Origin of the sequence: Stenotrophomonas rhizophila, from assembly GCF_000661955.1 — a bacterium.
Classification (GTDB): domain Bacteria; phylum Pseudomonadota; class Gammaproteobacteria; order Xanthomonadales; family Xanthomonadaceae; genus Stenotrophomonas; species Stenotrophomonas rhizophila.
The window spans coordinates 965,895-978,607 of record NZ_CP007597.1; the positions used below are offsets into that span (position 1 = coordinate 965,895).

Annotated in this window: 12 protein-coding genes; 6 read left to right on the plus strand and 6 right to left on the minus strand. The window is 66.9% G+C overall.

The genetic code is table 11. The features are described from left to right. The first annotated feature begins 69 nt into the window (after nt 1–69). Nucleotides 70–2,070 carry a transketolase gene (tkt, locus tag DX03_RS04075; protein ID WP_038686542.1) on the plus strand — a complete coding sequence of 667 codons (2,001 nt, stop codon included), beginning with the start codon at nt 70–72 and terminating at the stop codon, nt 2,068–2,070. 108 nt (nt 2,071–2,178) lie between these two features. Here tkt and ybiA read toward each other — a convergent pair whose 3' ends face one another. The 3 genes from ybiA to DX03_RS04090 form a co-directional block, all read right to left on the minus strand. After that, nucleotides 2,179–2,727, minus strand: coding sequence for a riboflavin biosynthesis intermediates N-glycosidase (gene ybiA, locus DX03_RS04080; RefSeq protein ID WP_038686543.1), 549 nt, complete (start codon nt 2,725–2,727; stop codon nt 2,179–2,181). 87 nt (nt 2,728–2,814) lie between these two features. Beyond that, complete coding sequence (locus DX03_RS04085) at nt 2,815–4,773, minus strand: acetyl-CoA hydrolase/transferase C-terminal domain-containing protein (protein ID WP_038686545.1); 1,959 nt, start codon at nt 4,771–4,773, stop codon at nt 2,815–2,817. A gap of 31 nt (nt 4,774–4,804) precedes the next feature. Further along, nucleotides 4,805–5,362 carry a flavin reductase family protein gene (locus DX03_RS04090; protein WP_038686547.1) on the minus strand — a complete coding sequence of 186 codons (558 nt, stop codon included), beginning with the start codon at nt 5,360–5,362 and terminating at the stop codon, nt 4,805–4,807. Between the two features lie 118 nt (nt 5,363–5,480). Between DX03_RS04090 and DX03_RS04095 the strand changes: the two genes are divergently transcribed. The 3 genes from DX03_RS04095 to DX03_RS04105 are packed head-to-tail and all read left to right on the plus strand — an operon-like array spanning nt 5,481 to nt 7,637. Beyond that, complete coding sequence (locus DX03_RS04095; RefSeq protein WP_038686549.1) at nt 5,481–5,846, plus strand: BlaI/MecI/CopY family transcriptional regulator; 366 nt, start codon at nt 5,481–5,483, stop codon at nt 5,844–5,846. Continuing rightward, nucleotides 5,839–7,065 carry a M56 family metallopeptidase gene (locus DX03_RS04100; protein WP_038686551.1) on the plus strand — a complete coding sequence of 409 codons (1,227 nt, stop codon included), beginning with the start codon at nt 5,839–5,841 and terminating at the stop codon, nt 7,063–7,065. The genes DX03_RS04095 and DX03_RS04100 overlap by 8 nt, the downstream gene beginning before the upstream one ends. A 17-nt stretch (nt 7,066–7,082) precedes the next feature. After that, on the plus strand, nt 7,083–7,637 hold the full coding sequence (locus tag DX03_RS04105; RefSeq protein ID WP_244880178.1) for a hypothetical protein: 555 nt from the start codon (nt 7,083–7,085) through the stop codon (nt 7,635–7,637). A 169-nt stretch (nt 7,638–7,806) separates the two neighbouring features. On the opposite strand, the gene DX03_RS04110 is transcribed toward DX03_RS04105, so the two are convergent. Together DX03_RS04110 and DX03_RS04115 are read right to left on the minus strand one after the other, a co-directional pair. After that, nucleotides 7,807–8,613: an MBL fold metallo-hydrolase gene (locus tag DX03_RS04110; RefSeq protein ID WP_038686553.1), complete on the minus strand. Its 807-nt coding sequence runs from the start codon at nt 8,611–8,613 to the stop codon at nt 7,807–7,809. 10 nt (nt 8,614–8,623) lie between these two features. Continuing rightward, complete coding sequence (locus DX03_RS04115; protein ID WP_038686556.1) at nt 8,624–9,439, minus strand: S1/P1 nuclease; 816 nt, start codon at nt 9,437–9,439, stop codon at nt 8,624–8,626. A 104-nt stretch (nt 9,440–9,543) separates the two neighbouring features. On the opposite strand from DX03_RS04115, the gene DX03_RS04120 reads away from it, so the two are divergent. Then, nucleotides 9,544–10,245 (plus strand): aspartate/glutamate racemase family protein, encoded by a 702-nt coding sequence (locus DX03_RS04120; RefSeq protein WP_081797144.1) that lies wholly within the window; start codon nt 9,544–9,546, stop codon nt 10,243–10,245. Between the two features lie 548 nt (nt 10,246–10,793). Continuing rightward, nucleotides 10,794–11,708, plus strand: a complete 915-nt coding sequence (locus DX03_RS04125) for an IS110 family RNA-guided transposase (protein ID WP_038685553.1) — start codon at nt 10,794–10,796, stop codon at nt 11,706–11,708. 290 nt (nt 11,709–11,998) lie between these two features. Here DX03_RS04125 and DX03_RS04130 read toward each other — a convergent pair whose 3' ends face one another. Beyond that, nucleotides 11,999–12,628, minus strand: a complete 630-nt coding sequence (locus DX03_RS04130; protein ID WP_038686559.1) for an OmpW/AlkL family protein — start codon at nt 12,626–12,628, stop codon at nt 11,999–12,001. Between the last annotated feature and the right edge of the window lie 85 nt (nt 12,629–12,713).

Sequence of the window (12,713 nt, forward strand, 5' to 3'; positions counted from 1 at the left end):
ACCCCGCCGGAGGTCTGTGGGACAATTGGCTGCCCGCAGCTCCGCGGGAGCCTCCCGACTCTCAGAACCATGACGCAGCCTACCCGCCGCCAGTTGGCCAATGCCATCCGCTTCCTTGCCGCTGATGCGGTCGAAACCGCCAAGTCCGGGCATCCCGGCATGCCGATGGGCATGGCCGATATCGCCGAGGTCCTCTGGAACGACTATCTCCGTCACAACCCCAACAACCCCAAGTGGTTCAACCGCGACCGCTTCGTGCTGTCCAACGGCCACGGCTCGATGCTGCAGTACGCGCTGCTGCACCTGAGCGGCTACGACCTGCCGATCGAACAGCTCAAGCAGTTCCGTCAGCTCGGCAGCAAGACCGCCGGCCATCCGGAGCACCATGAAACCCCCGGCGTGGAAACCACCACCGGGCCGCTCGGCCAGGGCCTGGCCAACGCCGTGGGCTTTGCGCTGGCCGAAAAGCTGCTGGCCCAGCGCTACAACCGCCCCGAGTACGAGATCGTCGACCACCGTACCTGGGTGTTCCTGGGCGACGGCTGCCTGATGGAAGGCATTTCGCATGAAGCCGCCTCGCTGGCCGGTACCTGGGGCCTGGGCAAGCTGGTCTGCTTCTGGGACGACAACCACATCTCCATCGACGGCAACACCGACGGCTGGTTCACCGACAACACCCCCGAGCGTTTCGAAGCCTATGGCTGGAACGTGGTGCGCGGCGTCGATGGCCACGACGCGGACAGCATCAAGGCGGCCATCGACGGCGCGCTGGCGCAGTTCGACAAGCCCACCCTGATCTGCTGCCGCACCACGATCGGCTTCGGTTCGCCGGGCAAGGCCGGCAAGGAATCCAGCCACGGCGCGCCGCTGGGCAAGGACGAACTGGAGGCCACCCGCAAGCAGCTGGGCTGGAACTACGGTCCGTTCGAAATCCCCGAAGAGATCTACGCCGGCTGGCGTGCCGGCGGTACCGGCACCCTGCGCCAGGCCGAATGGGAACAGCAGTTCGACAAGTACGCCGCGCATTTCCCGGCCGAAGCCGATGAACTGACCCGTCGCTCGCACGGCGAACTGCCGGCCGACTTCGTCGCCAAGGCCGATGCCTACATCGCCCAGGTGCAGGCCGACGGCCAGACCATCGCCTCGCGCAAGGCCTCGCAGCTGGCCATTGAGGCCTTCGCACCGCTGCTGCCGGAACTGGTGGGCGGCTCGGCCGATCTGGCCCATTCCAACCTGACCCTGTGGAAGGCCAGCAAGTCGGTGGCCACCGACGACCCGAACGCCAACTACGTGTACTACGGCGTGCGCGAGTTCGGCATGACCGCCATCGCCAATGGCCTGGCCCTGCACGGCGGTTTCATTCCGTTCGACGCCACCTTCCTGGTGTTCAGCGATTACGCCCGCAACGGCGTGCGCATGAGCGCGTTGATCCCGGCGCACGCCATCCATGTGTACACCCACGACTCGATCGGCCTGGGCGAAGACGGCCCGACCCACCAGCCGGTGGAACACCTGGCCTCGCTGCGCTACATCCCCAACAACGATGTGTGGCGTCCGTGCGATGCGGTTGAGTCGGCGGTCAGCTGGAAGTCGGCGATCACCCGCACCGACGGCCCGAGCTGCCTGGTGTTCAGCCGTCAGAACCTGCCGCACCAGCCGCGCAGCACCGAGCAGGTTGCCCAGATCGCGCGCGGTGGCTACGTGTTGGCCGACGCCGAAGGCGGTGTGCCGGACGTGATCCTGATCGGTACCGGTTCGGAAGTGGGTCTGGCCGTGGCCGCCAAGGCCGAGCTGGATGCCGCCGGGATCAAGACCCGCGTGGTGTCCATGCCGTCCACCGACGTGTTCGAGCGCCAGGACGCGGCCTACCGCGAGTCCGTGCTGCCCAACGCCGTGCGCAAGCGCGTGGCGGTGGAAGCGGGCGTTACCGGTTTCTGGCGCCAGTACGTGGGCCTGGACGGTGCGGTGATCGGTATCGACACCTTCGGTGCCTCGGCCCCGGCCGAAGCGCTGTACAAGCACTTTGGCATCACCACCGAACACGTGGTGGCGGCAGCCAAGGCGCTCTGACGCACAGCGTTCGATGATGTAGATGTAATCCAGAAGGCCGGGAATTCCCCGGCCTTCTGCATTTGACCGGTAGTGCCGGCCGCTGGCCGGCAACCCCAATGGCGCCGGTTACAACCGCGCCCGAACCTCCATCAGCGCAAAACCCAGCAGGTTCAGACCCTTCCAGCGTGCCGGGTTGCATGCATCGGCATGGTCCTGAGCCAGCCCGATTCCCCACACTGTGTCCACCGGGCTGGCCTCCACCAGCACCTGGTCACCGGTGCTGCGCAGGAAAGCACCCAACGCCGCGTTCTGGGTGAACTTGGCTAGGTTGCCTTGGACCACCACCGCATAACGTGCCTGCGCCCAGCGTGCATCGTCGAAGCCACGGATGCGCCGGCCCAGTGCTTTGACCTTGTCTGGTGTGTGGCAGGCCTGCACCTTGGCCAGGATCTCTTCGTCGCCGAACAGGCGCGCCTTGCCCGCCATCATGTAGTGCTCAGCCGTGGCGTAACGCACGCCATCGTGTTCGAAGCCGGCGTCGTACCACTGGCTGAAGCAGGACGCGCCTACGCCGGTGCGGGGAGGGCGATGGCCCCAGAAGCAGAGATAGGCCAGTGCGTCGCCTTCAGTCTGGCGGTGCTGCAGGTCATGCAGGAAGCAGGAGTCATTATTCATCGGCAAAGCGTAACCGGCACCAGGTGGTGCGTGCCAATACCGGGTACATCCGGTCGAGCAGCCGGGTCATGCCCGGCTGCCCCACGCTCACGCCACGGCAGTCCGCGCCAACGCCAACCGCACCAGCCGGGCTTCAATGCGTTCGCCAAACGTCTTCGGTGCATCCAGCCCCATCCGCTGCAGGTACACCGCGTCACCATCGCCGGCCGGCTGGCGCAGGGCGGCCAGCACCGTGCGCAGCTTGCTGCCGCGGGTCTGGGTGTTCTGCTTCAGCCAGCCCAACGCTTTCACCAGGTGCTGTTCGACCTCGGTGAAGTCGCTGCCCAGCGGATAGTCCGGCAGCAGCCCCGACTGGCGGAACGGGGCCAGTGCGGCGCTCACCGCTGCGGCGGTGTTGCGCTGTTGCCAGTGCGCCGGTGCCACGAACGCGGCGTCCAGCTTTTTGGCGGCTTTCGCGGTCTGCAGCAGCGTGGCCTGGAACGCCGCATCGGTGATCGCGGTCATGCCGGTCACACAGTCCTCGTCGGTCAGGTTGCGCAGGTCGGCGATGCCGTACTCGTTGATGTAGATGTCGCGCAGGTGCCGCGGGATGGTGGTGTGCCCGTAGTTCCAGCGCACGTTCGACTGCACCTGGCCCTTGTCTTCACGCACTGCGCGGAACATCAGCGCGCTGCGGGCTTCAGGCAACGCGTGCGCCATCGCCACGAAGTTGTACTGCCCGCCCACGCCCGACACCACGCGGCCATCTTCCAGCGCGTCGGAGGCTGCCGCGCCCAGCGCGGTGGCGATCATGCAGGAGTTGAAGAAGCGGGCATGGCGGCGCTGCACGCGCTCCAGGGCCTCATTGCCCCCGTACAACTGGTTGATCTCACTGATCCGGCGCATGCCGATTGCGCCGCGCTCGTCGTCGGGCAGGTCGCGCAGCCACTGGTAGAACTCCGGCGAGCCCAGGTAGAACGCGCCATGCAGGTATTCGCCTTCGGCCTCCAGCGTGGCGTGGTCGATGGTCAGGGTGCTGCCGTTCTCGATGCGCTGCATCAGTCCCAGATCGTCATGCACCTTGCGCCGGATCACGCCGGTCTGCACCAGCCGCCGGAAGCCCTCGTTGAGCATCTCGCTGCAGCCATACAGGCCGATCTCGAACGGGTCCAGGCCACCGCATTCGAGCACGGTGGGGTGGGTGGCCAGGCTCGGATCCAGCGCGTGCAGGATCTGCCGGTAGCGGGCATTGTCGGTATGCCGCAGCACCAGCGCCTGGCTGATCGCATCGGCCAGTGTGCCAATGCCGATCTGCAGCGTGCCGCCATCCCGGACCAGCGCGCTGGCATACAGGCCGATGGCGTAGTCGGCATCCGTGACCGGTTGCCGCGGCAGCCCGAACAGAGCGGGGTAGGGCGGCGGCGGGGTGATCACCAGGTCGAAGAAGCTCACATCCACCGTCGCCGAGCCGCTCAGGTAGGGCAGCTGCGGGTCGATCTCGGCGATCATCAGCGGACGCGGCAGGCCACGCGCGGCCATCGCATCCAGGGTGTCCTGGGTGATGTCGTTGTTGCACGACAGCGACAGCCGCCGATCGTCCGGCCGCATCGCCACCTTCTGCACGATCGCATGCGGTGCGCGCTGCGCCACCGCATCGGCGGCATGGGTGTAGTTGAGGCTGGTGTAGCTGCGCTGCGCCTGCGAGGAGCCGAGCAGGGCGCCGGACTGCATGTAGAACTCTTCCACCTGCACGTGCGCCGGCAGGCGGTCGCGGACCATCGCGTCGGCATAGGCCAGGCGCGGGAAGTCGTCGCCGAAATGGCGTTGCGCGAACGGCGCCATGAAGCGCGCTTCCAATCCACCCGCGGCGGGCTTGGGCGGGTTCAACGACAGCGCGGTGTAGATCTGCAGCGGCCGTGCGGGATCGTTCTCCACGCGCGCATACAGGGCATTGAGCAGCCGATGCGGTTTGCCCAGGGCCAGCGGCGCGCCGATGCGCAGCGGGCCGTCCACCCGCTGCAGCAACCAGTCGGTGGCCGCGTCGAGGTCGGTAAGGTGATCGGTCATCCAGCGCCATCCTGCAGAGTCATGCGGGCCATTACAGCATTTCCGGTTTGAACAGACGGCGACGCGACACTTCGGCGCCGGACAGCATGAACTGCCCATCGCCACGGTAGTGCAGGGTTCGAGGCCGTTTGGGCACCGTCGCCACGTGCGCCTTGACCACCTCCCAGATGAAAAGGCCGTGCCGCTTCACCTGGCTGGCATCGTGCAGCCGGCACTCGAAGCTGGCCGGGCACTGCGCCAGCAGCGGGGCGTCCACGTCGTGGGCAGGGGTGGTGTCCAGCCCGAAGCGTTCGAACTTGTCCACCTCGGCGCCGCTGCAGTTGCCAATGCCCACCACGGTGTCGAGCAGGTCGGCGGTGGGCAGGTTGATCACGCACTGGCGGCTGCGCCGGATCAGGTCAAAGCTGTGGTTTCCGCTGGAAATCATCGTCCCCAGCAGCGAAGGCGTGAACGCCAGCACCGTGTGCCAGCCCAGCGTCATCACGTTGCGCTGGCCCTTCCACGCCGAACTGACCAGCACCACCGGGCCGGGTTCCAGCAAGCGACGGACCTCGTCCACCGGGTAGTCCAGCTTTCGGTAGCGTTTCATCGCAGGCTCCGCAGGCAATGCGCCGATCCTCGCAGCGGGTGCATGAACCGACCGTCGAAGGGGTTGACATGCTGTTCGATTACGGGCGTAATCGGGACGTCGATTACGGATGTAAATGATGAGCCAGATCAGCGAAGCCGAAGCGGTGGTGATGGACGTGTTGTGGCGCAGCCACCCGCTGGGCGCCGACGACGTGGTGGCCGCCCTGGCGGAGCGTGACTGGGCCGAGCCCACCATCAAGACCCTGCTCAACCGGCTGTTGACCAAGGGCGCGATCAGCGCCAGCCGCGATGGGCGTCGCTACCTCTACTCGCCGGTGCTGCAGCGCCAGGCCTGGGTGGCCGAGCAGAGCAGCGGCATGCTGGACAAGCTGTTCGACGGGCGGGTGGCACCGCTGGTGGCGCACTTCAGCCAGCGCGGAGCACTCAGTTCGCAGGATATCGCCGAGCTCAAGGCGCTGATCGAGGGGCTGGACCATGGCTGAGTCGCTCAACGCACTCCTGCAGGCCAGTGTGTGGCTGGCGATCACGGTGGTGCTGCTGGCCGCGCTGCGACCGCTGTTGCTGGCCTTGGGTGGGGCGGCGCTGGTGTATCGCAGTTGGTGGTGCGTGCCAGTATTGCTGGTGGCGCTGCACCTGCCGTTGCCGATGGGGCCGATGGTCGATGCGTTGCCGGTGCTGGCCGCCGCTGTCGCCTGGACCGCCCCGGTCGTGGTGCCCGCTGCGCCCGCGTGGCCGTGGTTGCTGCTGCTGGCGTGGGCACTGGGGGCACTGGGCATGGGCGGTGCAAGCTGGCGCGCGCAACGCCGCTTCGAGCGGGCCATGGGCACGTTGCGGCCGCGCGCCGACGGCACCTGGCAGGCCAGCGCCGACCCCGGCCTGCCGGCGTTGGTGGGGCTGTGGGCACCGCGCATCGTGGTGGGCCCGGCCTTCGAGGCAGATTTCAGCCCGGCCGAACAGGATCTGATTCTGCAGCATGAACGCAGCCATCGCCGCCATGGCGATCCCTGGGCCAACGCCGTGCTGGCGCTACTGCGCTGCGTGTTCTGGTTCCATCCGCTGCTGCCGTGGGCGGCGCGCCGGTTCCTGCGTGACCAGGAGCTGGCCTGCGACGCACGCACGGTCGACCCGCATCCGGCCCTGCGCCGGCTCTATGCCAACGCGCTGCTCAAGGCGCAGTTGGTTCACCCGGTTGCACCGATGGCCTGCCATTGGCGCAGCCAACCGATGTTGAAGGAGCGAATTGCCATGTTGAAGGAACACAAGCGGAAAGCACTGCCGTGGATGACCGGGCAGGTGCTGGTGATGGGGCTGTGCGTGGGTATGGGAACGGTGGCGTGGGCCAGCCAGGGCGGCGCAGGCGCGGGGCCGTCGGCCAGTACCGGCCCGGCCGCGCAGGCCAACGCCGCCGCAGGTAACGTGGATGCCCAGGCGCGCACCACGACGCCACCGACGTATCCCAAAGCGGCCTTCGACCAGGGCATCTCCGGCAAGGTGGTGCTGCGCGTGGAGGTGGACGCCAGCGGCAAGGCGAGCAACGTCCGCGTACTCAGTTCGACCCCGGCCGGCGTGTTCGACGCGGCCTCGGTGGCGGCGGCGAAAGAATGGACCTTCGAGCCGGCACGCCGGAATGGAACTGCCGTTGCCTCGGCGTTGAAGATTCCGATGACGTTCGAGATGAACGAGAAGGCCCCGACGCAGTGAAGCAGGGACTGCGGGCGGTGACGCTGACACTGCTGGTGAGCGGCTGTGCCGCTCATCAGCCGCTGACCACGACAGACACGGTGGACACCCGCACGGAGAACGTAAACCTGCAGCGCCTGCGGAGTGATGGCGACGGCGGGGCGGGCGCGGTGCAGCCGTATCAGCTGCAGTCCAGCCAGGGCTACCGGATGCCGCAACTGTATGCCGCCCCCGACCCGGTATTGGGCGACCGCGATCCCCGCCGCGAGCTGGCCCCCACGATGGTCTGCCTGCAGGTGGTGGTGGATGCCGACGGCCAGGTGGAGCGCAGCATGGCGCTGCTTGACCGGGCCGAATGCAGGGCCGGCGGCATGCCCGAGAACGTACCGCTGGTGGAAGCGGCTCAGGCCGCGGTGGCGCAGTGGCGTTACTCGCCTGCGGCGGTGTGCCACTACCCGGCCGGTCACGTGCCGGGGGACCGCAGTGACTGCACCGGTGCAGAACGCGTTGAACCGGTGCCGGTGAGCCTGCTGTATGCCTTCACCTTTGAGATCGTGAAAGGCAAACAGACCGTGCATCGCCAGGGGCGGTAGAGCCACCCCATGGGTGGCTGCGCTACCAACCGGGTAGAGCCACCCCATGGGTGGCTGCGCGGCGGCAGAGGAAGGCAGCGGGGCAGAGCCCCGCTCTACGTGACCGTTGAGGCAGCGGGGCAGAGCCCCGCTCTACGTGATCGGTGAGGCAGCGGGGCAGAGCCCCGCTCTACGTTGGTGGGCCGCCTTGGATGTTGGCCTTCACCGAGGGGTGCATCAGCGCGGGCTCGGCCAGCGTTGCATCGCGTGCCTGTCGGGTGGCGACGAAGTCGGCTTCGCTGACGCCATCGCGCAGGTGGATGTTGCGCGCGCGCTGTTCGCTGATGGTGGTCTGGTTGGCTACCTCGCGCCCCCCGGGGCCGTAGTCGTGGCAGATGAACACGCGGGTGCCATCGGGGAGCGCCAGCAGGCGCTGGATCGACCGGTACAGCTGCGCCGCATCGCCGCCGGGAAAGTCGCAGCGGGCGGTGCCGCCATCGGGCATGAACAGCGAGTCCCCGGTGAACAGCGCATCGCCGATGCGGTAGGCCACGCTGTCGCTGGTGTGGCCGGGCACCGCGATCACCTCGGCATCGATGCCGCCCAGTGCGAAATGCTCGCCATCGGCGAACAGGTGGTCGAACTGCGAACCGTCGGTCGGCACTTCCAGCGCGTAACGCGGCGCGAAGGTCTTCTGCACCTGCACGATCCCGTCGCCCATCGCCAGCGTGGCCTGTGGCCAGTGCTGCTTGAGCCAGCGGCCGGCACTGACGTGGTCGGCATGGGCGTGGGTTTCCAGCAGCCAGTGCACCTGCAGTGCGTTGCCCTGCACGTGGGCAAGCAGCGGCTGCAGCGGCCCGGCACCGAGCGCGTCGGTGTCCGGGTCGTAGTCCAGCACCGGGTCGATCACCGCAGCCTGCAACGTCGCCGGATCATGCACCACGTAGCTGAAGGTATGGCTGTCGGGGTGGAAGAAACTGGCGACGTGCAGTGACATGGGGATTTCCTCAGCGTTTGCCCAGCGTAGCGTTGAGCAGCACGGCCAGGCGTTCGCCAGCCAGGCGCAGCTCTTGTTCCGCGACCGGGCGGTAGGTCGCGGCATACTCCGGGGCCAGCGTACGCTTGCCCGGGTAAACGCCAGGTGCAATGGCGATGCGGCAGCTGGCCTCGGCCCACTGCACGGCGTCGGTGTTGATGCTGGAGCGCTTGCCCAGCTTGGGGGCGGGCAGGGCCATCAGGCGTTTGAGGTACTGGTCGTCATCGAGCTTGAGCTCGTTGAGCATGCCGCTGTCCCACAGCGAGTGCAGGTTGGTGCCGCGGTTGTTGAACTGCACCTGGAAGTCGTTGCCGCCCTTGTCGTGGCCGTAACCGGCATGCATGGGCTGGTGGATGTCGCCGGTGAAATGCACCACGAACTTCAGCGCCTGGGCGCGCTCGGCATCGCTTTTGCTGCGGTCGCCGAGGATCGCGGTCTGCACCTTCAACGCGTCGACAATGCAGTTGCCGCCCTTGCAGTGCTTCTGTGCTTCGTAGTGGCAGTTGTCTTCGCCGATGTTGACGTAATGCCAGCGCGCCGAGCGCTTGCCCAGGCCCGGGTCCTTGGCGCGCAGCTCGTCGGCCCAGGGGGCGATGGCGTGCAGGGTGGGGTCGGGCTCGCTGGCGAGCAGGCGGTCCACTTCGGCCTGGGCCGCCGGGGTGAGACGCGTTTCGGCGACGCGGGCGACCAGGCGGTGGCCTTGTGCGCCCCAGGCCAGGGCATCGGTGGAAACAAGGGTGAGGGCCAGGGCGAGGGCCGTGGCCGGAATCAGGGAGGCGATCTTCATCGGCCTCATTCTAGCGGGCCGCCTGCGGGGCGGCTTGGCCGGATCTGGCTGGCGGCACGCGCGGGCGATAGGCTGGGGCCTGGACGACTACGGGAGCAGCGGCAGTGCAGAAGGTCTTGGGCCTGATCGGCGGGATGAGCTGGGAAAGTTCGGCGCACTACTACCGGATGATCAATGAGCAGGTGCGCGATGCTTTGGGCGGCATGCACTCGGCGCGCATGCTGCTGTGGTCGTTCGACTTCGCCGATATCGAGGCGATGCAGCGGGCGGGCGACTGGGCCGCCGCCACGGCGGCAATGGTCGATGTTGCGCGTCGGCTGCAGGGGGCCGGGGCCACGGCGCTGGTGATCTGCACCAACACGATGCACCTGATGGCCGACGAGGTGCAGGCGGCGGTGGAGGTGCCTTTGCTGCACATCGCCGATCCGGCCGGGGAGGCGATCAGCGCGCTGGGGCTTGCGCGGGTGGGGTTGCTGGGCACGGCCTTCACCATGGAGCAGGAGTTCTACCGGGTGCGGCTGGCGCAGCGGCACGGGCTGGAGGTGCTGGTGCCCGACGCCGACGACCGTGCGCAGGTGCACCGGATCATCTACGAGGAGCTGGTGCAGGGGCGGGTGCTGGATTCATCGCGCGCTGTGTACCGCGCGGTGATGCAGCGGCTGGTGGACCGCGGTGCGCAGGCGATCATCCTGGGCTGCACCGAGATCATGCTGCTGGTGGGCGACGAGGATGCCACCGTACCGCTGTTCGACACGGCAGCGCTGCATGCGCAGGCCGCAGCCCGGCATCTTCTTGCACCGAGGTAGAGCCACCCCATGGGTGGCTGCCTTTCGATCCCCAAAAGGTCCTTCCCAAATGCGCGAGAGGCAGAAGCCTGACCCTGCTTGCACCGAGGCTGTGCCGGGGTGGGCGGGACCACGGGACACGCTGCAAGTACGTCCATGTAAGCTCCGTCGCGCCATCCATGGCGCTCAGGGTCCCGTGATCCCACCCACCCCGGCCCTCGACACTTGGCTGGTGGCCTAGGAGAGAGCCAAGGGCGCCCAACGACGGGCTCTGCACTTCTTTGCATGCCGATAGCGTGTCCAAGGGCAGGTGCGGGTGGAGGGGCGGGACCCTCCACCGCATGGATGCGGTGGCGGAGCCTTATCTGACCGGAATCTGGCAGTTTAGGTGTCGAGAGCCGGCGTGGGCCGCCGTGTGAGCCTGGATCTCGACGATCGCCGTGTAGCTTGGCGCCCACGCCGGAATCTCCCTTGATCCGCCCGAACAGTTGCTGGAGCTGTCACTCGAAGCGATAAGACTGGGCAAGCGGGGGAGCTCTCGACCCTTCCAGACTATACGGAGTCGGGCGATGAACGGGATCGGGATTGATGTAAGCAAGCGCCGGCTGGATGTTGGAACCTCCGACGGCCAAACCCTGCAGGTCAGCAATGACCCCTCCGGTTTCGCTGAATTGGACCTCTGGCTGAGGCAGCGCCCGAGTAACCAGATCGTGCTGGAGGCCACCGGTGGCTACGAACAGCCTGTGCTGGATTTTCTGCACAAGGCCGGTCATCCGGTGGTTCGGGCCAATGCCTTGCGGGCGCGGAAGCTTGCTCAGGGGCTGGGCCAGAGGGCCAAGACCGACCGCTTGGATGCCTATGCATTGGCACAGATGGCCACGCTGGTGAAGCTGCCGGCCTATCAGCCGTTGGAGGCTTGGCAGCAGAAACTGCGGGAGTTTGTGCGGGCACGTCGACAGATGATCCAGGCCTTGGCCGTCGCGCGACAGCAGCAGGAAATGGTGGGTGATCGTGAACTGCGCCGGCTTTTGCAGGCCAACATCACCCACCTGAAGACACTGGTCAAACGCCTGGGAAAGCAGATTGCCGAGCAGCTCGCTCAACAGCCCCAGCTCACGGTTCTGAAGTCGATGAAGGGCGTGGGGCCGGTGGTACAGGCGGTGCTGGCCAGCTACCTGCCTGAGCTGGGCCATATCAGTGGAAAGGCCATCGCCAGCCTGGTGGGCGTGGCGCCGATGTCCCACGACAGCGGGACGATGCGTGGAAAACGAAGCATCCACGGCGGTCGAGCCGAGATCCGTCAGGTGCTTTACATGGCCGGCATGTCAGCCCTGCAGCACGAACCGCGCATACGGGACTTTTACCGGTCGCTACGGGCCCGCGGCAAGGAGGCCAAAGTAGCCATCGTGGCGGTAATGCGAAAGATGCTGGTGATCCTCAACGCCCGCGTGCGCGACGCTCAAAGCGGACCGATCCCCGCCTGAAGCGCGCCCGGGCACATCTCCAACGGCTGCCGGCCAGCGGCCGGCACTACCGTGCCCGTCTGCTGGAGGGGCCGAAGCCTCCTCCAGCAACACAGTTGCTACAAGGACGTACTTGCGGCGTGTCCCGCCCCTCCACCCGCACCTGACCACACACGTACAGGCACGCACTCGCCGCTCTGGTTTTGGTGGCTATTGCGCAAACGGGAGAAGAACCAAAAAAATCCCCGGCCGAAGCCGGGGATAAACGCTTGCTGCGAGGGGTGTTGCGCTTGTCAGTGCTGATCCGCCGATCAGAACTTGAACACGTAGGACACGCCGTAGGCCAGCGGGTCGATGTTGACGGTGCCGATCTTCTCGCCGTCGAGCTTCACCTTGCTGTCGATGTCCATCCAGCGCACATCGACGCGCAGCGAGCCCTTGTCGTTGATCGCGAAATCCAGACCAGCATGGGCGGCCAGGCCCCAGGAGTCGTCCATCTTCAGCTTGCTGCCGGCCAGCGCGCCGCTGGTCTTCTCGCTGAAGAAAGTGGTGTAGTTGATGCCGGCGCCCACGAACGGGGACACCTTGCCCTTGCTGTTGAAGTGGTACTGCAGCGACACCACCGGCGGCAGGTGCTTGGTGCTGCCCACGTTGCCCAGGCCGGCAATGTTGATGTCGTGCTTGAACGGCAGCGCGGCCAGGATCTCGATGCCCAGGTTGTCGGCAATGAAGTACTCACCGGTGATGGTCGGCTTGACGTCGTTGTCGACGTCCACCTTCAGCGTGCCGCCGGCCAGCGAGCCGTTGTTGGACTTCGGGGCGACCTGGTGCACGCCGGCACCGATCGTCCAGTCGCCCTTGGACTGGGCCATGGCCGGGGCGGCAGCCAGCGCAAGTGCGGCGGCCAGGGCGGACAGCAGGAGGGGGGAGGTGTTGCGCATGAGGGTGTCTCGTTGCGGGTGGAATGGGGCCAGTTTTCCCGTCCCGGGCCCGCCGCGCCTTGATCCGGATCAATCCAGGAAATTC